The sequence below is a fragment of the Pseudogulbenkiania sp. MAI-1 genome (genome assembly GCF_000527175.1).
Lineage (GTDB): Bacteria > Pseudomonadota > Gammaproteobacteria > Burkholderiales > Chromobacteriaceae > Pseudogulbenkiania.
In genome coordinates this window covers 1,253,166-1,270,157 of record NZ_AZUR01000001.1, presented here as the reverse complement: position 1 = coordinate 1,270,157, position 16,992 = coordinate 1,253,166, and the positions used below count along the sequence as shown (strand labels likewise).

General features: G+C 58.6%; 20 protein-coding genes. 3 read left to right on the top strand and 17 right to left on the bottom strand.

What is annotated here, in order from left to right:
• Positions 1-72: 72 nt before the first annotated feature.
• The 13 genes from PSEMAI1_RS0105900 to PSEMAI1_RS0105850 all read right to left on the bottom strand — a co-directional run bounded on the left by PSEMAI1_RS0105900 (position 73) and on the right by PSEMAI1_RS0105850 (position 8,459).
• Positions 73-270 carry a hypothetical protein gene (locus PSEMAI1_RS0105900; protein ID WP_024301978.1) on the bottom strand — a complete coding sequence of 66 codons (198 nt, stop codon included), beginning with the start codon at positions 268-270 and terminating at the stop codon, positions 73-75.
• The gene (locus PSEMAI1_RS0105895; RefSeq protein ID WP_024301977.1) at positions 267-731 is read right to left on the bottom strand and encodes a hypothetical protein; all 465 of its coding nucleotides are present in this window, start codon (positions 729-731) and stop codon (positions 267-269) included. The genes PSEMAI1_RS0105900 and PSEMAI1_RS0105895 overlap by 4 nt, the downstream gene beginning before the upstream one ends.
• Positions 728-1,057, bottom strand: coding sequence for a hypothetical protein (locus tag PSEMAI1_RS21120; protein WP_084612633.1), 330 nt, complete (start codon positions 1,055-1,057; stop codon positions 728-730). Before PSEMAI1_RS21120 ends, PSEMAI1_RS0105895 begins: the two co-directional genes overlap by 4 nt.
• A 15-nt stretch (positions 1,058-1,072) precedes the next feature.
• Positions 1,073-2,041, bottom strand: coding sequence for a hypothetical protein (locus tag PSEMAI1_RS0105890; RefSeq protein WP_024301976.1), 969 nt, complete (start codon positions 2,039-2,041; stop codon positions 1,073-1,075).
• Positions 2,038-2,541 carry a hypothetical protein gene (locus PSEMAI1_RS0105885; protein WP_024301975.1) on the bottom strand — a complete coding sequence of 168 codons (504 nt, stop codon included), beginning with the start codon at positions 2,539-2,541 and terminating at the stop codon, positions 2,038-2,040. The genes PSEMAI1_RS0105890 and PSEMAI1_RS0105885 overlap by 4 nt, the downstream gene beginning before the upstream one ends.
• Before the next feature lie 4 nt (positions 2,542-2,545).
• Positions 2,546-3,013, bottom strand: coding sequence for a hypothetical protein (locus PSEMAI1_RS0105880; RefSeq protein WP_024301974.1), 468 nt, complete (start codon positions 3,011-3,013; stop codon positions 2,546-2,548).
• A gap of 80 nt (positions 3,014-3,093) precedes the next feature.
• The gene (locus PSEMAI1_RS0105875; protein ID WP_024301973.1) at positions 3,094-3,549 is read right to left on the bottom strand and encodes a hypothetical protein; all 456 of its coding nucleotides are present in this window, start codon (positions 3,547-3,549) and stop codon (positions 3,094-3,096) included.
• A 63-nt stretch (positions 3,550-3,612) separates the two neighbouring features.
• The gene (locus tag PSEMAI1_RS0105870) at positions 3,613-4,077 is read right to left on the bottom strand and encodes a hypothetical protein (protein ID WP_198019582.1); all 465 of its coding nucleotides are present in this window, start codon (positions 4,075-4,077) and stop codon (positions 3,613-3,615) included.
• A gap of 86 nt (positions 4,078-4,163) precedes the next feature.
• Positions 4,164-4,466 carry a hypothetical protein gene (locus PSEMAI1_RS21115; RefSeq protein WP_084612632.1) on the bottom strand — a complete coding sequence of 101 codons (303 nt, stop codon included), beginning with the start codon at positions 4,464-4,466 and terminating at the stop codon, positions 4,164-4,166.
• 437 nt (positions 4,467-4,903) lie between these two features.
• Positions 4,904-6,268, bottom strand: a complete 1,365-nt coding sequence (locus PSEMAI1_RS0105865) for a DUF3987 domain-containing protein (protein WP_036986212.1) — start codon at positions 6,266-6,268, stop codon at positions 4,904-4,906.
• 77 nt (positions 6,269-6,345) lie between these two features.
• Positions 6,346-6,525, bottom strand: coding sequence for a helix-turn-helix domain-containing protein (locus PSEMAI1_RS0105860; protein WP_024301970.1), 180 nt, complete (start codon positions 6,523-6,525; stop codon positions 6,346-6,348).
• Between the two features lie 120 nt (positions 6,526-6,645).
• On the bottom strand, positions 6,646-7,173 hold the full coding sequence (locus PSEMAI1_RS0105855; RefSeq protein ID WP_024301969.1) for a hypothetical protein: 528 nt from the start codon (positions 7,171-7,173) through the stop codon (positions 6,646-6,648).
• Positions 7,170-8,459: an integrase family protein gene (locus PSEMAI1_RS0105850; RefSeq protein WP_024301968.1), complete on the bottom strand. Its 1,290-nt coding sequence runs from the start codon at positions 8,457-8,459 to the stop codon at positions 7,170-7,172. The genes PSEMAI1_RS0105855 and PSEMAI1_RS0105850 overlap by 4 nt, the downstream gene beginning before the upstream one ends.
• A gap of 305 nt (positions 8,460-8,764) precedes the next feature.
• On the opposite strand from PSEMAI1_RS0105850, the gene PSEMAI1_RS0105845 reads away from it, so the two are divergent.
• Complete coding sequence (locus PSEMAI1_RS0105845; RefSeq protein WP_024301967.1) at positions 8,765-9,340, top strand: LysE family translocator; 576 nt, start codon at positions 8,765-8,767, stop codon at positions 9,338-9,340.
• A 10-nt stretch (positions 9,341-9,350) separates the two neighbouring features.
• Here PSEMAI1_RS0105845 and PSEMAI1_RS0105840 read toward each other — a convergent pair whose 3' ends face one another.
• From PSEMAI1_RS0105840 to phaR, 4 genes are all read right to left on the bottom strand, one after another.
• Positions 9,351-10,175 carry an AraC family transcriptional regulator gene (locus PSEMAI1_RS0105840; protein WP_024301966.1) on the bottom strand — a complete coding sequence of 275 codons (825 nt, stop codon included), beginning with the start codon at positions 10,173-10,175 and terminating at the stop codon, positions 9,351-9,353.
• A gap of 55 nt (positions 10,176-10,230) precedes the next feature.
• Positions 10,231-12,741, bottom strand: a complete 2,511-nt coding sequence (locus PSEMAI1_RS0105835; protein WP_024301965.1) for an EAL domain-containing protein — start codon at positions 12,739-12,741, stop codon at positions 10,231-10,233.
• Between the two features lie 213 nt (positions 12,742-12,954).
• A complete protein-coding gene (rimO, locus tag PSEMAI1_RS0105830; RefSeq protein WP_024301964.1) occupies positions 12,955-14,271 on the bottom strand; it encodes a 30S ribosomal protein S12 methylthiotransferase RimO in 1,317 nt (438 codons plus the stop codon).
• Positions 14,272-14,386: 115 nt separating this feature from the next.
• Positions 14,387-14,953: a polyhydroxyalkanoate synthesis repressor PhaR gene (gene phaR / locus PSEMAI1_RS0105825; RefSeq protein WP_024301963.1), complete on the bottom strand. Its 567-nt coding sequence runs from the start codon at positions 14,951-14,953 to the stop codon at positions 14,387-14,389.
• 178 nt (positions 14,954-15,131) lie between these two features.
• Here phaR and PSEMAI1_RS0105820 point away from each other — a divergent pair, with 178 nt between their 5' ends.
• Positions 15,132-15,689 carry a phasin family protein gene (locus tag PSEMAI1_RS0105820; RefSeq protein WP_024301962.1) on the top strand — a complete coding sequence of 186 codons (558 nt, stop codon included), beginning with the start codon at positions 15,132-15,134 and terminating at the stop codon, positions 15,687-15,689.
• Between the two features lie 163 nt (positions 15,690-15,852).
• Positions 15,853-16,983 (top strand): M14-type cytosolic carboxypeptidase, encoded by a 1,131-nt coding sequence (locus tag PSEMAI1_RS0105815; protein WP_024301961.1) that lies wholly within the window; start codon positions 15,853-15,855, stop codon positions 16,981-16,983.
• The last annotated feature ends 9 nt before the right edge of the window (positions 16,984-16,992 follow it).

Here is a 16,992-nt window from a genome sequence, read left to right as displayed (position 1 = left end):
GCGCTGGCGGCACGCCAGGGCGGCGAGCCGGCTTGCTTGGGCGAATCGGTTTGCCGGGTAGCTGTCGGGTTTTCATGGCTCACGCCTCCTGGCGAAAATCGATGTCAACACACCGGCTTCGGTAGTCTCGAAGTGCACTTCGATGTTGGCTTCCGGGATGTCCACATCCCGTGGCACCCGCTCGGCCAAGTATTCGGCCAAGGCGAGCGCTTCGGCCAGGGCGCGCTCGATGGACGGTGGCTGCGTCGTTTCCATATACAGGGTGCTCATACGCCCATCTCCATCGGTGCGAACTTCATCTTTTGAACGCGATGCAATTCATCGCGCATCGTGACTTCGCCGATGAAGGCACGGCGCTTGGCGTGGTCGTCGAATTGGACGCGGTGAATGCGTCCGAAGGCATCGCGTGACAGCACACTCATCTCGAATGGGCCATTGCCGGGCTGTGGCACATTCGAGGGCGGTGGCGCATCGACGTGTGACGGTGCAGCTGGTGGCATGCCCTTGTAATGCCTTGCGTAGCTCTGCACCAGGGCCTCGATGCGCTGCGGCAATGGCTTCGGTTCAGGTGGCGGCAGGCTGGCCATGTGCGCCGCCAGGGCATCTGCCAGGGCATTGCGCACCAGCCCCTCAATGTCGAGCTGGGCGATGGCGGGCAGGTTGGCGAAGGCCTTGGAAGCCTCGGCGGCCTTTTTGGCTTCAAGGCGGCGATGGACATCTTCGAAGCTCATGACGATGCCACCGACACGGCCACGTTCAACAAGCTGCCATAACCTGTTGGCGTAGAAATCGACGTCACCTGATGCCAAGTGATCGCAGAGGTTCCGGCCGTGCTTCGGTTTATGTTTATCAACAAATCGCCGACTTTCATTCCCGCCGGAAAACTACCACTGCCAGTGGAAGGCGAGCCAAATCCACAGCCTTTGAAAAATCCGCCACCGGCGGTGCTTTCAATGTCGGCGTGCGTATGAGTGCTTTCATATTTAAACAATGATCCGCCACTGGCGAATCCGAGTGCCAAAATACATTGTGGGGGATTGGTGCTTGAATAAGACACGATTGATACTCCTGTTTAACCGCCGTCCCTGGCCTGATATAAAAGGCGCAAGCGCTCTTGCATTGCAATATCTTTGTTATACCGGGCACGATCTTCCACCATGATTTTTTCGATAGAAGCTATCTCACCGGCTAAGGAATCACTGCCGACATTCACCACGGGCTTGGCCTGGGCAATCGCCTGATTGTAAGCCCACACAATCGCATCGACGCTATCACCAAGGATGATTCCACCCTGGCAGACGGTGGATTCAAAATAAATCCGGTCGGCTTCCGGCAGCGAGGCGAAGTAACCAGCGGCCACTTCCATTCGATGGCCGTAGGCATTGCCCCATAGATTGCGCAATCGGTCCTTGGTATTTTGCTGGAATTCCTTTTGCCGGCCCATCACCAGTTTCAATTGCGATTCGCTCAAAGAATCCAGCGTGGCAGCACCGCCAGCGGGAAGAGACGAAACCCGATTCTGCTGTGCCCATTGCTCGATGATCTGGGGCAAGGCCCGGTAATTCCAGCTCAGGAATAATCTCACTGTGTTTCCGTCAACACCGTGCTCATCCATGAAATTGCAAAAGGCCGTGATCGGTGCGCGGTCCTCGGGAGTTATATCGAAGCCCCGCAGATCGTAGGAATGATATTTATGCTCGGCAATGGGCATTTTCTGGCAATTTTGAACGTACCAGTTCGCGGCCAATTCCACCGAGCGGGGGCTAATACCTCGGGAGGCCATTTCCTGCCTGAAAAGATCGGCAATCGGTTGCACGAGATTGACTTGCAGATCACGGACGGAAACACCGGGCACTTCCACGCCGAAGATGCGGCCCGTACCGGTGGTGATGGGCGTGGAGCGCGGGCTGTCGCCGGTTGGATCGACCCAATAGTCAACTTGCCCGAACTCGGCTGGCGCGGACGGCACCAGCGGCGTTGATGGGCTGAGAGGCTGAAGGCTGCCGCCGTCACTCGGGACCAAGTAATTGTCATCGCTCATAACAGTGATTCCTTGTCAGGTTCGGCATCCGCCCTTTCGGCCAAGAGGCGCAATTGTGCCCACGGTCGCCGGCAACAGTTATGCAAATACCGGCCTGGGACAATCTCCCGCCGAAGGTCGAGTTCGGGAAACAATTCAAGACCAAGGTCAACGAATTGCCCTTCGTCAATGTAACAAAAGGCGCACTGCCTTCTTTTATCGGCAGGGAAATGTTCAAGGCGGCGCTTGGCAATCTGTGGATCGTCGGTAATAGCGAGACAAACGAGCCGGAACTGTTTATTTGGCCCTTGCCATAATGCTGTTTCGTAATGCGCTTCCAGCTCTCGCTGATTCTCGGCTCGGCGCAGGAAGTTTTCCAGTTGAGCCGGTTCAATAGCATCCGCACCCAGGTCGTAATTGATATAGGCGACCAAGGATTCGATGCCGCCTTTCCACGCGGAGAAATGCCGGGCAACGTGCTGGATATGCGCGTAGAGCTTCAGCTTGGTGGCGGCATCCATGGCCTTATCCCTGCACCGCGTTGTGGGACAGCAAATAGGCGACTGCATCGGCCTTGGAAGCAAAGCCATCGCGGAAAATAACGCCATCGGACAAGCGCTTGATTTGATACTGTTTTTCCGGACCCATGTAATCAATGCTGAAATTGGGCGGCAGCCCCTCCTGGCTCGTCAGCATTGCCGGCAGCTCGTGGAAGGACAATTCAATGATTTCGGCGTATCCGCGACCGCAGTTCAGCACCAGCAGCTCGGCGTAAAAACGGCGGCCTTCATCGACCACGCGGATCGTGTCGTAAGCGTTAAAAAACTGGCTGACGACGCTCCACAAATCGGACAGGATCAATTGCTCTCTGGTGATGTTATTCGGCACAACGGCTCGCCAACAATTGTTGACGCTTTCATTCAGTTTGCAGCGGTCGCGTGTCAGCGCAGCGAGCCGGGGACGGCGTGGGGTTTCGAGTTCAGTGTCGGCCATGGTGCTGTCTCCTAAATCGGTTGACGATATAGCTAAGACAGCAGAGTCGTGGGCTATTGCGAAATGCCGATATCGGCATTTCATCGCTGTTCGGCAATGCGTTTCTTAACCTCCTGGCGTACTACGGGGTCAGACGGATAGGCATCCAAACCGAATGCGCGATAGCCTTGCCGGTTAACGAGGTCGTACAGTGCATTAGTTACCTCGGCGGGGCTCTTGTCATGCAGGCCGCACAGATCGAGCGCTCGCTGAACACCGGGGCGGACGTGGGCGCGGGTGGCGCGGTTGTAGTCGGCCAGTTTGGCGGCCTTGCGGTCGTGGATGTCCTGATTGTGCTGTTGCTTGGTCAGCAGCCACACCGCTGCCCAGGGCGGCAGATAGCCGCCACCATTGGCTACCGTCTCGGCCAGCATGCCCGCCACGGCTTCGGCAGTGCACCACTCGATCAAAGCCGCCATAGCCTTTTGATGGCGCTTCGTCTTTGGGTTTCCGTGCTGCACGATGTCGATCAGCGTTTGAAGTTTCTCGATGCTCATGATGTGGCCCTCCTGTTTGCCCCACAATCGCCCGTAGGCGCGTTCAAGGTACTGGCGGCCAGCCTACGTTGTCCGGGATGCCGCTAACGTGGCCTTGGCACCAGCTGGGCGGCGCTGGCGGCGTCTTTCTCGCGCGGCACAGTGGGCCAGCACGAGCGATGGCTCGGCCAGGAGTGGCATAGTGCCGAGCAGATGCCCGAAGTCGGCCAGGGCGGCGGCCTTGGCTCGGCTATAAACCGCCTGCTGCCGTTCGGTGAGAGCCGGCACTTCACCATCCCAAAGCACCGTGGCAATAGCCAAGGCGCGGTTGCCATCGGCGGTGGAAGCGGTCACGGTAAAGCGGTATTCATCGACTTTGCAGTTGATATCCATGATGAAAAATCTCCAATTTCGTAACCCGGCGTAACCCCGAAACGTAACCCCGAACCCTATCTCGACCTCGAAACTACATGAAAGCCTTATCCAGCAAGCGTTTTGGTTTTCAAAAACACCGGACGTAGAGTCCGGAAATGGCTGTTTTTCGATCAATTTCGGACGTCTTGATATGCCAAAAGCTTTGCTGGCATTGGTTTCTGGTATTGGCTGTCAATTTTGAATTTTCAATTGTGTGTTTGCTACGTGCTTTCTGTAGAAACGTAATGCACAAGCCGGGCCAGCAATTGGGCAAAATTTTCGTTCTCATGTTTCGCCGCATGCAATGCCTCGAATAATTCTCCCGGCACCACGACGCGAAAATTACGAAACCCTTTTTCTCTCTGGCGCTCGCGCAACTGGTTCATCGCTTTTGCTTCGCGGGTGCGTGGTTTGGGCTTGACTACCTGTACCCAACTTCCACCAGCCAACAGCCTATCCGCGTCCGGTCCTGGCAGGACGGTACGCGCAGCTTGTCGCGGCGCAATCAGCAGACTCTTTTTCACGGTTAGCTCCTCAAGACGAAACACGTAAAACGCAGTACGACATGTGGGCCACCAGCACCGGCACCGCGCCGGCAGCGTTCCCGTTCACCAGCCCAATGCTGGCGATGTTCCGGCCAAAAAGCACTTGTTCCGGACATGTTCCGGGAACACGGAGAGCCAAGCCCAGCAAGGCTTTGAGGCCATTTTCACCCCCGTGTTCCAGACCTCGTACACACACACACGGGCACACAATTAAAAATTGAATTTCACCAGCTCGAAATTCCATTTCACCGGGCAAAAATAATTATTTTTTGTGTATGGGTGTGGTGTGGAACAAGTAGTAAAATACGGCTCTAACCCTTGCTGGGCTTGGCTCTCCGTGTTCCATGGAACACACCCGGAACATGCCGAAAACACTAGGAACATGGCCCCAAAAAGGCGGAACATTGCCCTGGTGCTCATTTCGTTTCCCTTGGCGCTGGCCGTATCCGCATGGCCGCTTCCCGGTTGACTTCCACGTCGCCGATTTCTTCCAGATGCCCCAGCGCGATGTGGTAGTCATTGCCGGCGAGGCCGAAGCGCTTGCTGCATTCTCTCAATAGCATGCTGTGCGCTACCCATCCCTCGTTTAGCGCTCTTATTTCTCCCAACCGCTGTGCCTCATAGTTGTTTTCGAGGCACAGTTGCAGCATCTTTTTTAGTACGCTTGCGTTGGCTTCTATCTTACCGGTGTGCATGTACTCGCCAACGAATTGCAGTACGCAAGCGTTGCTCGCCCGCACGAATTGCGCCGCCCATTCCACATGCTCCACGGTGATGACAGGTTTGTCCGGGTTAGCCCACGCCGCCAGGATGCCGGCAATACGCTTCAGTTTCTCGACGCTACGGACGGACAAGGCACCTTCCCATGGTGAAGGACTATATTTGCTGATGTGGTCGAATTGACGGCTTAGCTGGCTGAGATATTCTTTGGCCTCCTTGGTAGCCTGAATAACGATTCCATCCGCAGCGGCGAGAATCGCGTTCTTGTCGATCTGTTCTGCTGCCGAGTGAAACGTGTCAGGCACGACGAATTCCGATTCCACTTCTTTGATCGATGGGTTGTGACTGGTAATCACGAACAGGAATCGGCCCGCTGTTCCATCCGCAAAATCGTTTGGGTCGAAAGACTGGCCCATTCTTTCCGGCGTGGTCATTCCCAGCAAATTGAAAGCTGGATGATTGATAACACGCGATGGCTTACTCGCCAGCGCTCGCGTCGTATACAAATCATTGGACGCGGTGAACAATTCCAGTATCTTACGGGCATTCTCCTGTTTATGGGATGGCGCTTTGGGGTCATTCATGATGCAAAAGAAATGACCTATCTCGTCCATTACACAGTAGGTGGCTTTGATGTCGATCAGACTATCTTCCAGCCCTTCACCACTGGCCGGGGTGCCGATCAGTTTTGGCCCCGACATAGCCCTTTTCCCTCGCGCCAATTTTCTGGCCGCCTTGAGCGACGCATCCTTGCCGATACCCGATTTCCCAACGCCGAGAAAGTACAGATTCAGCCTAAGCCCGTCCCATAGATGGAAAAGGTTGCCGCATACCGCTGCCATCGCCGATAGCGTCGCCATGGCGGCCAGTTCGGGCTGTGGCTTGATGGACGTTTTCAGGATGGCTTCGACGGCATCCGCCATTGGCCCCGGAAACGGCTCCGGGAAATCCACTACACGCGCGAAAGGATTCGATGGCGGCTTGGCTTTCTCTTTCCTGACGATAAAGATGCCGTCTGGAAGGTCTTGTTTTTCTTTGACTTTTTCACTATTCTTACTCATGTTAGATGTCCCTTGTTAGCGGCCAAGGGGTTCCATCCTTCTCCCCCTTGGCCGCTTCTATTTGGCGCGTCCATCGTTCACCCCTCCACGACCCGGCTTTCCAGAAACCTGTCAAGGTCACGCTTCCGGTAATAAATCTTGCTGCCGATTTTCAAATAGGGAATAACATAGCGTTTAGTACAACGCCATACGTGCAAGGTTTGCTCGGCAATCCCGAGATAAATCGCTGCTTCTTTATTGGAAAGACGTTCGTCCATGTCTGTGCTCCGGTAAAACCTGCCAAAAACTTTGGCAATCGTGTAAGCACAGAATAAACAGGAGAAAAGGCAGTGTCAGGGGTAGAGATTTTAAAATCCTACCCCTGAATGGAAGGGTCATTACGAGAGATGGCGGGTCCACCAAATGAAGAGGCGTTGCCGGTCGATATCATCTTGGCGCTTTTTTTCCTGCCACTCGGCTGCATGCTCCGGTGGCATTTCCGGCTCGCGGTCAGCCGCCATGAAGTCCTCTTCGGCTTCAATCCACCAGCGCATTTCTTCGTAAATCTGTTCGATTCTGTCCGCGCTCAAACCGTATTGCCCACCGACCACGCTATAAACGCTGCGCTTGCCGGGGTCGGCCTTGAGCGGCAAGGTATTGTCGGCGCGATGGTGGAGTTTCCAGACCTCCCAGGCGATTGCGTAATTCCGTTTGAGTTTGGCGCGCTTGCTGCCGGTGCCGATGTTCAGCTCGGCATTGACCGATCTGCCTTCAGCGATGCGCTTCAGTGCCGGCGCAAAGTAGGCGACCAAGGCAGGCGGCACCTCGCCTTGTTCGAGATGCACCGCCAGCAGGCCAGCCAACGCCCTGGCGGCGATGTCGTCGCCGTCGCGCGCCCTGGCAATCAGATCGTCGAGCCAGTTCACGCTGGCACCTCATCCGACCGCACCGGCTCGCCAGCCTTCGCGGCTTCTTCGATCCAGTTTGCGACGGCTTGAGCACCAGGGCGCAATTCTTTCTCGCCTTTAACGATATAGTGTGCGCCGGTCACGTCGCCACTCATGCTGTGACGCATCAGATTTTTCAACACGTATGCGCTCACCAGACTTTCAGCGACGTTGCCGAAAGTGCTGCGCAGCGACTTGGGCGACCACGTGATGCCGGTAGCGATTTTCAGTTCGCGAGTGGCTTTTCGTACCGCGTTGCTTGTCACTTCGCCGAATAGATGATCTGTCGGTGCTTTGCCAGCCGCCTGCTGTTTCACGATGGCGGCAGCCTGATCGGACAGGAACAGGATGTAGCTTTGTCTGTTTTTGGTGTCGCGCAATTCGATTCGTCTACCTTGGAAATTGCAATCACTGACCAATATTGACAATGGCTCTGATGGCCGACAGCCCGTTAACGCCAGAAATCGCATGTAGCGCGTGACCGGCGTGTCATGTTCCGATACCGCACGCCACCAGCCCCCAATGCTCTCGGGCGGGATGGGATTTGCACCCGATGGCGTATCGGCCAGCACGATGGAATCCTTGTCATGCTCGCGCCGGCCAAAGGGGGTGTCCGGGATGGTGATTTTATGCCAATTCAATATCGCCCGCAAAACGACCAGGGGATAAACGGCGCGACGGCTGACCTTGGTGGTGTCGCCGCCCCGTTTCTTCATCGTGGCCTTGCAACGGGCTTCGAGCGCGGTGTGCAGCTCCCGGATCATGTCGCCGTCGATCTGGTCGATGCGCTTGCCGGCCAACGGGTAAAGCTCGCCGTCAGCACTCTTGCCGCGCTTCCACTGCCGCCCTGGCGCTATCAGTCTCAAATAATCTTGCCGCGTGCTTTCCTTCAACGGCAAGCCGTCCCGACGCCGCTTCCGCTCCACGTACTCTTGCACCGCTTCGCCCAAGGTGGGTGGGGTTTGCTCCTTCACGGCTTTGGCCTTGGGCTTTTTCTGGCTGGTGCCGGCAGCAAGCCGGTGCAGCACGTCGAGCGCCGCTCTCCTGGCTTGGTCGATGGTCAGGCCAGGATACTTGCCAAGCGTCACGCGCTCAGGTTGTCCACCGGGCAAGCGCTTGAGCACGCTGAAGCTCCGGGTGCCGTTCGCCGTGATCCTTATCTGTAGACCGGGCACCTTGGTGTCGTGATAGACGGCACGCTTGCCGGCCTCGGGCAGCGGCAGGGCGTCGAGCGCCGCCTTGGTGAAGTTGAACCGGGTGTCCATGGCTTGCCTCCGGGGTTACGAATGGGGTTACGAAATCCCTGCAATCCAAGCATAAACCGTGTAACCCCACGAAACAAGATGAAAGATTGAAGCAACGGCCAAAACCTTATCCTATAAGGCTCACATGGCATATAGGCAGGTTGAGAAAGGCTTGCAGCAGTCCGGGTTTACCGGATAAGTCCACGGATCGAGCATCCCGGTTTTTTTTGCGCCATGGGCTGACCGCAACAGGGTAATTTTCTTCAATACCGCTCGATGTCCACAGCCTATCCTCGATCGGGTGTTCCCCCACCTACGAGGTCATCATGCAAGTCCTACTCTCCATGGCCGCCTTCGCGCTCGCCGCCTCCATCTCGCCCGGACCGGTCAATATCGTGGCCCTCGGCAGCGGTGCCAGTCACGGCTTTGCCGCCAGCCTGCGTCATGTCAGCGGAGCAACTATCGGTTTCACCGTGCTCTTGCTGCTAACCGGCCTGGGGCTGAACGAATTGCTGGCCGGCTGGCCTGCCGCCAGCCGCCTCCTGCAATGGAGCGGGATCGGCTTCCTGCTGTATCTGGCCTGGAAACTGGCCAGCGACAACGGGGAGCTGGGCCATAGCCAGCAACGCCCCTCCTTCCGTCACGGTGCCATCATGCAGTGGCTGAATCCCAAAGCCTGGTTGGCGGCTCTGGCGGGGATGGGTGCCTATGCCAGCGATGGCAACATCGCACTGATCTGGCAGTTCGCCGCCATCTATTTCGTCATCTGCTATCTGTCGATCGCCAGCTGGGCTTATGCCGGTGCCCGGCTGCAGCACCTGCTGCACCACCCGCCGCGCATGAGGCTGTTCAACCGTCTGCTGGCCCTGCTGCTGGCAGGCAGCACGCTGTATCTACTGTAGGCAGGCCAGCTTAGCGCCCCGCCTGGCAATACTGTCCAGGCGTGGCGGCCACCAGCCGTTTGAAGGTGCGCTGGAAATGCGCCTGATCGGCAAAGCCCAAGGCCTGGGCGACGTCGGCAATCCTGCGGCCTCTTCGCAGCAGCACCTTGCCACGTTGAATGCGGCAGTTCAGCAGATACTCGTGCGGCGTCATGTGATAACGCTGGCGAAAAGCGCGGATCAGATAGGAAGAAGACAAAGAAGCCGCGGCACTGATGTCCTGCAGGCTCAGTTCCGCCGCATAGTGGTCGTTGATATAGTCCGCCGCTTGCTGCAGCTTGTCCTGTGGCCCGCTCTGGCTCCGGCCCGCCGGTTGCAAGAGGGACTGCACCATACTGAAGAAAGCCACCGCCTCGCCCTGCTTCTGCAGCGCCGAGGACTCGCCATCGCGGCAGAGCGCCACCAGCCGGCCCAGTTGCCGATACAGTCGGGCATCCTGGCTCAGCCGTGACTGGAAAGGATGAAAATCCTGATTGGCGCTCAGCCCCAATTCCCTTTGCAAGCCCGCCAGCCAAGCGGTGTCCACATACAGCATGTGATAGGACCACGGCTGGTCCGCAATGGGATTGCAGGCATGCACTTCGCCCGGGTTCATCAACACCACGTCGCCGCGGCCAACGGCATGGCTTGTCTGTTCGTTCAGATAGGTGCTGCATCCGCCGGTGATGGTGCCAATGGAAAAATGCTCGTGCGAATGGCGGGCATAGCACACCTGGCGGCCATCCTGGATGGTGCGCAACTCCAGAAAAGGCAGCGCCGGATCACGCCAGAACAGGGGCTTGGCATCGGGACTCATGCCAGCATGATAGCACGCCGCTTCCCACCTCAAACCAAGCCGACGGCATCAGACGTTAGAGCCACGCCAGATACTCCCGCTCCAGCAAAGCCTCGAACGCGGCTGCCGGCAACGGCCGGCTGAACAGATAGCCCTGCCCGGTATCGCAACCCTGCTCCACCAGGTAGCGCCGCTGCTCGTCCAGTTCCACCCCCTCGGCCACCAGCCCCAGCCCGAGACTGCGGGCGATGGAAATGATCGCCTGGGTGATTGCCGCATCGTCCCGGTCCTGATGCAGATCGGCGACGAACGACTGGTCGATCTTCAGCCCCTGCACCGGCAGGCGCTTGAGGTAGGACAGCGAGGAGTAGCCGGTGCCGAAGTCGTCGATGGAAAGATAGACGCCCAGCTCGTGCAGACGGCGCAGCACGTCGACCATGCCGCTGTCCTCGTCCATGGCCACGCTCTCGGTGATCTCCAGTTCCAGTGCGGCGCTGCTCAGGCCGCACTCCTGCAGCGTACGCTCCACCAGCTCGACCACGCCGGCATACTTGAGCTGGCGGCCGGAGACGTTGACCGCCACCCGCCCGGCAAACAGCCTGCGCTCGCGCCAGTCACGCACCTGCCGGCAGGCCGTCTTCAGCACCCACTCGCCGATCGACACGATCAGCGAGCTGTCTTCGGCGATCGGGATGAAACGCGCCGGCGACACCAGCCCCCACTCGGGATGGCGCCAACGGATCAGCGCCTCCGCACCACTGATACGCCCCGAATCCAGGGCCACCTTGGGCTGGTACCAGACCTCCAGCTCACCCTGGGCCAGTGCCTTGTGCAGGCTGTACTCCAGGCGCAAGCGTTCCAGCGCGCTGGCGTTCATGTCCGGCGTATAGAACTGGAAATTGCTCTTGCCGCGCTCCTTGGCGCGGTACATCGCGGTATCGGCATTGACCAGCAGAACCTCCGCCGTCGCCCCATCCTCGGGGAACATGCTGATGCCGATGCTGGCCGACACGAACACCTCCTGCCCGGCCACCACGGTCTCGCCGGCAATCGCATCCAGCACGCACTGGGCACGGCTCGCCACCTGCTGCACGCTGTCCACCGCGGGCATCAACAAAGTGAACTCGTCGCCGGACAAGCGCGCCACCATCGCCAGCGGCGGCGCCACCTTCTTCATCTCCGCGGCGATCCACACCAGCAACTCATCGCCGGCATGGTGTCCGAGCGTATCGTTGACCAGCTTGAAGCGATCCAGATCGATGAACAACAAGGCCAGCCGCTGGCCCAGTTCCCGCGCCTGCTCCACCGACGTCTCCAGCCGCTCCAGGAACAGCGTCCGGTTGGGCAGGCCGGTCAGCGCGTCGTGGTTGGCCAGGAAATGCAGCCGTTCCTCGGCCTGCTTGCGCTGGGTGATGTCGGAAAACACCGCGACATAATGGGCATACTCGCCATCGTCGCCGCGAATGCCGGTAATGCTCAGATGCTCGGTATACAACAGGCCATTCTTGCGCCGGTTGACCACCTCGCCCTGCCAGACGCCGTCGCGCCTCAGGCTATGCCACAGATGCTCGTAAAACTCCGGCGGCTGCTTGCCGGACTTCAGCAAGGCCGGCGTCTTGCCGATGCTCTCCTGGGCCGAATAGCCGGTGATGCGCTCGAACGCCGGATTCACCGACTGAATGACACCGGCACCATCGGTAATGGCAATGCCCTCCAGGGTGGACTCGAACACCTTGTCCGCCAACAGCAGATTGCGGCGCGACAGCAACAAGGCCTGGTCGCGCTCATCGAGCGCCCCTTGCAGCTCGAGCAGGCACTCATGTTCGATATTGTGAAGGATGTCGCTGAAACCCAGAATGAACTTGAGCTCACCTCCGGCAGCCAGCACGCCCAGATGGCGAATTTTGTGCTGCATCATCAGCCGGCGGGCGTTTAGCAGGCTGGCGTTCTCGGTCACGGTCAGTATCGGACGAGAACAGACCTCCCCCAAGGTGTGCACCACCTCCCCCAAGGCCAGCAGCCGCACCACGTCGCGCCGGGTCAGTATGCCCAGCTCGCCGTCGGCGAAGCTCACCCCAACCGCATCCATTCCCCCCTGCCGCATGGCCGCGACGGCGTCGTGCAACCCCAGCTCGGCACTCAGCACACGGGCGGGAGGGCAGCCGAGCTCCTCCAGCCGCTTCAGGCCCAGAAAAGCCTCCATCCCCTGGTTGAGCACGATGTCGGTCAAGGACAGCAGACCCAGATAGGCTCCGTCCCGCTCCACCAGGGCATGACGAATGCCGTGCCGGCGAAAGAATCCCGTCGCATCATGGATTGACGTCCCGCTCTGGATGGTGCGCACCGGCGAACTCATGACCCGCGCCACCGGAACCTCATCCGCCAAGGCCACCACCGAAAAATCGAGATTCAGCGCGTCGGCCTCGGTCCAGATGCCAAGCGCCCTCCCCGCGTCGTCCATCACGACGATGGACCCACAGTGGGCCGCCATCATCTTGCGAGCCGCCTCGTGCACCGATGCCGTCGGCGTGCAACTCAGTATCTCGGGCAGCAGAATGTGATCGACGGGTTGCAACAGCGGCGACATGGCTGCCTCATCCTACACAATTGTTGATCAATGACCCGTCAAATATACAGGCATTCGGCGCCCCCTCCACACCATGCCAATTGATTTCTTCGTATTGTCTGATATAAATCAGGCTTCGATGAAATCCATGGTCAACCTGCCCTAGGCGCAGCCATGAAAAAAGGCGCCTCCGCAGTAACGGGTGGCGCCTTCGTTTTCATCGGGTAGCGTGCGTTACACCCGCCCCCCCCACAGATCATGCTCGTCCGCAGCCGTGATCGCCACCTCGACGAAATCCCCGACCCGCAAGCCATCGGCATCGGCCACGAACACCATGCCGTCGATCTCGGGCGCATCGGCATAGCTGCGGCAGATCGCTCCCTCGTCGTCGATCTCGTCGACCAGCACCGTCATGCGGCTCCCCACCCTGCGCGCCAGGCGGGCGGCGCTGATCTCGGCCTGCACTTCCATGAAGCGGGCCTTGCGCGCCTCCTTGACCTCTTCCGGCACCGGATCGGGCAACTCGTTGGCCGCGGCCCCGTCCACCGGGGAATAGGTAAAACAGCCGACCCGGTCCAGCTCGGCCTCGCGCAGGAACGCGAGCAGTTCCTCGAAATCTTCCTCGGTCTCGCCCGGGAAGCCGACGATGAAGGTGCTGCGGATCACCAGCTCCGGACAGATCTCGCGCCACTTCTTGATGCGCGCCAGCACGTTCTCGCTATTGGCCGGACGCTTCATCAGCTTGAGGACGCGCTGGCTGGCATGCTGGAACGGAATATCCAGGTACGGCAGTATCTTACCGTCGCGCATCAGCGGAATTACCTCGTCGACATGCGGATAGGGATAGACATAGTGCAGCCGCACCCAGATGCCGTGGCGGCCGAGCTCCTCGCACAGCTCGGTCATGCGGGTGCGCACCGGCCGGCCATTATGAAAACCGGTCTTGTATTTGACGTCGACGCCGTAGGCACTGGTGTCCTGCGAGATCACCAGCAACTCCTTGACGCCGGACTTCACCAGGTTCTCGGCCTCGCGCAGCACATCATGCACCGGACGGGAATCCAGATCTCCCCGCATTGACGGGATGATGCAGAACGTGCAACGGTGATTACAGCCTTCGGAAATCTTCAGATAGGCGTAATGCTTGGGCGTGAGCTTGATGCCGGCCGCCGGCACCAGATCGACGAACGGATCGTGCGGCTTGGGCAGGTGAGTGTGCACATGCTCCATCACCTCGTCGGTGGCATGCGGGCCGGTCACCGCCAGCACGGAAGGGTGCACGTCACGCACCACCTCTCCCTTCGCCCCCAGACAGCCGGTCACGATGACCTTGCCGTTTTCGGTCAGCGCCTCGCCGATCGCGTCCAGCGATTCGGCCACGGCCGAATCGATGAAACCACAGGTATTGACCACGACCAGATCGGCGCCGTCATAGGAGGGGGAAATATCGTAACCTTCGGCTCTCAGGCGGGTAAGAATCTGCTCGGAGTCGACAAGCGCCTTGGGGCAGCCGAGCGATACGAATCCGACTTTGGGGGCGGAATGGGCCATACGCTAGTAAGATCCTGAATCTTAATAAAAATAGAGAAAGCCGGGAGTCACATGAACGACTCCCGGCTGGCAACGTGCTGATTATATAAGAAAAACAGAAATTCCGGCGACCGGATCAGGACTTGCCTTCTTTGTCCTTGTCGGCGGGGGGATAAGCGGGAAAGCCGAAGCCGGTGAACAACTGTTTGGTCTGTTCCTGCATGCGGTTCTGCATCTCGAGGTACATGCCGGTGCTCTGCTCCAGGTAGCTCGACATCATGTTCTGCATGGCCGGCCCTTGGATTTTCATGAACTCGCCCCACAAATTGGCGTTGAACATGGCGTTATCGCCATACATCGCCCGCGTCTGCTCCTGCATCTTCTGCTGCAGCTGGGTGAAGAGCTGGAGGTTTTTCTCCAGAAACGGCCCCATCATTCCCTGCATGGCCTGGCCGTAGAAACGGATGAACTGCGTCAGCACCTCGTAGCTGAACATCGGTGCGCCGCCGTTTTCTTCCTCGAAGATGATCTGAAGCAGCACGCTGCGGGTAATGTCATCCTGGGTCTTGGCATCAACCACCTGGATGTCGATGTTGTCGTGGACCAGCTGCTTGACGTCCCCTAAGGTAATGTAAGAACTCGTCGCCGTGTCATACAGCCGGCGATTTGGGTATTTTTTAATGACCCGCTTCTCAACACTCATGTAACACTCCCAGTTCATTGTCGTGGTGTTGTGTGCGACCAATTTATCATAAATGCAACAACATAGAGCAAATCTTCTAGCCACCGGCGAGACGAGCATGCTAAATTTTGGATGTACATTGTGCATTGCACAACGCAAACCCACACAGTACAACACACCACGGAGAGGGTCATAAACCATGTTCACTACCAACGAGCAGTTCAGTAAGATTTCGCTGGGCGGCGTCGAAACCGCACTGCGTTTCGCCCAGATTTCGCTGGATAGCACCGAAAAGCTGGTGAAATTCAACCTCGAAGTTTCCAAGCAGTCTCTCGAAGACAACATCAAGGTCGCCAAAGACCTGGCCGACGCCAAGGATCCGCAGGAAGCCGTCGCTCGCATCAACAAGCTGGCAGCCGAGTCCGTCGAGCACGCGGTCACCAACTCCCGCAACGTCTATGAAATCGTGACCCATGCCCAAGGCGAACTCGCCAAGCTGGCCGAAGAAAACCTGAGCACGCTCAACAAGTCGCTCATCAATGCCATCGAAGACATCGCCAAGAACGCCCCGGCCGGTTCCGAAGTTACGGTCAACGCCGTGAAGACGTCGGTCGCCGCCGCCGCCGCCGCGATCAACAGCTTCACCAAGGCAGCGCAGCAGGTCAACGAATTCGCCGAAACCAGCGTGAAGGCAGCCAGCAGCGCCACGGCTGACGCCGTCAAGGCGACCACCAAGCGCAGCAGCAGCGCGTCCTGATAGCGGTAACCGGAGGTTACCAAGGGCCATACCCATCGGGTATGGCCTTTTTGCTTTCAAGCCCCCACGGCTGCTCAAGCCATCGGCCACGCCCGAGGTGCCCATTTTGTCCCGGGGGTTTACAATTCGGGTTTTTCGAGCCCACACGGAAACAGGGTAGCGCATGAAGATCAGCAGCAATTTTGACGCCGGCAGTATCGACATTGTCTCGATGAACGGCTTTGAGGACATCCAGCTTCGCATTCCCAACGACAACGCCTCGCACTTTGCCCAGTGGTTCTATTTCCGCTTGCAAGGCGCGGCGTACCAGCCTTGTACCCTGCGATTCCTGAATGCCTCCCAGTGCGCCTACCCCGAAGGCTGGGTCGACTATCAAGCCATGGCATCGTACGACCGCATCAACTGGTTCAGGGTCCCGACCCGCTATGACGGCGCCGAACTGACCATCGAGCACGTGCCGCTGGCCAACAGCGTGTACTACGCCTACTTCGAACCGTACTCCTATGATCAGCACCTCAACCTGATCGGCCAGGCGCAAGGCTCCGGCCTCTGCCAGGTAACCGACCTGGGCTCGACCATCCAGGGTCGGGACATCAATCTGCTCACCATCGGCCACGAGGTGGAATCCGACCTCAAGATCTGGATCACGGCGCGCCAGCATCCCGGCGAAACCATGGCCGAATGGTTTGTCGAAGGCTTCCTGAACCGCTTGCTCGACCCGATCGATCCGACGTCCCGCATGCTGCTCGATCACGCCACCTTCTATGTGGTGCCGAACATGAACCCCGACGGCTCCGTACTGGGCAATCTGCGCACCAACGCAGCCGGCGCCAACCTGAACCGCGAATGGCTGACTCCCTCGATGGAAACCAGCCCGGAGGTCTTCGTCGTACGTCAAAAAATGCTCGAGACCGGCGTCGACCTGTTCCTGGACATCCATGGCGACGAGAACATTCCCTTCGTCTTCGTCGCCGGGACCGAAGGCGTGCCCAGCTACGACGACCGCATCCGCACCCTGGAAGAAACCTTCAAGCATCACCTGAAACTCGCCTCGCCCGACTTCCAGGATGAGCACGGCTACGAAAAGAGCGCCCCCGGCAGCGCCGATCTTTCCTGGGCCACCAACTGGGTCGGCCACCAGTTCCAATGCCTGGCCTACACCCTCGAGATGCCATTCAAGGACAACGCGAACCTGCCGGACGACGATTACGGCTGGAACGGACAACGCAGCCAACGGCTGGGTGAGGCCATGCTCACGCCGATCTACGCTGTGATCAACAAGCTGCGCGCCTGACAGGCGAAC

Coding starts and splice junctions, on each gene's coding strand:
- PSEMAI1_RS0105850 (WP_024301968.1), bottom strand. CDS start 8,459: ATGGACACCCGGTTCAACTTCACCAAGGCGGCGCTCGACGCCCTGCCG.
- rimO (WP_024301964.1), bottom strand. CDS start 14,271: ATGGCCCATTCCGCCCCCAAAGTCGGATTCGTATCGCTCGGCTGCCCC.
- PSEMAI1_RS0105865 (WP_036986212.1), bottom strand. CDS start 6,268: ATGAGTAAGAATAGTGAAAAAGTCAAAGAAAAACAAGACCTTCCAGAC.
- PSEMAI1_RS0105840 (WP_024301966.1), bottom strand. CDS start 10,175: ATGAGTCCCGATGCCAAGCCCCTGTTCTGGCGTGATCCGGCGCTGCCT.
- PSEMAI1_RS0105895 (WP_024301977.1), bottom strand. CDS start 731: ATGAGCTTCGAAGATGTCCATCGCCGCCTTGAAGCCAAAAAGGCCGCC.
- PSEMAI1_RS0105880 (WP_024301974.1), bottom strand. CDS start 3,013: ATGGCCGACACTGAACTCGAAACCCCACGCCGTCCCCGGCTCGCTGCG.
- PSEMAI1_RS0105835 (WP_024301965.1), bottom strand. CDS start 12,741: ATGTCGCCGCTGTTGCAACCCGTCGATCACATTCTGCTGCCCGAGATA.
- PSEMAI1_RS0105815 (WP_024301961.1), top strand. CDS start 15,853: ATGAAGATCAGCAGCAATTTTGACGCCGGCAGTATCGACATTGTCTCG.
- PSEMAI1_RS0105860 (WP_024301970.1), bottom strand. CDS start 6,525: ATGGACGAACGTCTTTCCAATAAAGAAGCAGCGATTTATCTCGGGATT.
- PSEMAI1_RS0105890 (WP_024301976.1), bottom strand. CDS start 2,041: ATGAGCGATGACAATTACTTGGTCCCGAGTGACGGCGGCAGCCTTCAG.
- phaR (WP_024301963.1), bottom strand. CDS start 14,953: ATGAGTGTTGAGAAGCGGGTCATTAAAAAATACCCAAATCGCCGGCTG.
- PSEMAI1_RS0105845 (WP_024301967.1), top strand. CDS start 8,765: ATGCAAGTCCTACTCTCCATGGCCGCCTTCGCGCTCGCCGCCTCCATC.
- PSEMAI1_RS0105820 (WP_024301962.1), top strand. CDS start 15,132: ATGTTCACTACCAACGAGCAGTTCAGTAAGATTTCGCTGGGCGGCGTC.
- PSEMAI1_RS0105875 (WP_024301973.1), bottom strand. CDS start 3,549: ATGAGCATCGAGAAACTTCAAACGCTGATCGACATCGTGCAGCACGGA.
- PSEMAI1_RS0105900 (WP_024301978.1), bottom strand. CDS start 270: ATGAGCACCCTGTATATGGAAACGACGCAGCCACCGTCCATCGAGCGC.
- PSEMAI1_RS0105885 (WP_024301975.1), bottom strand. CDS start 2,541: ATGGATGCCGCCACCAAGCTGAAGCTCTACGCGCATATCCAGCACGTT.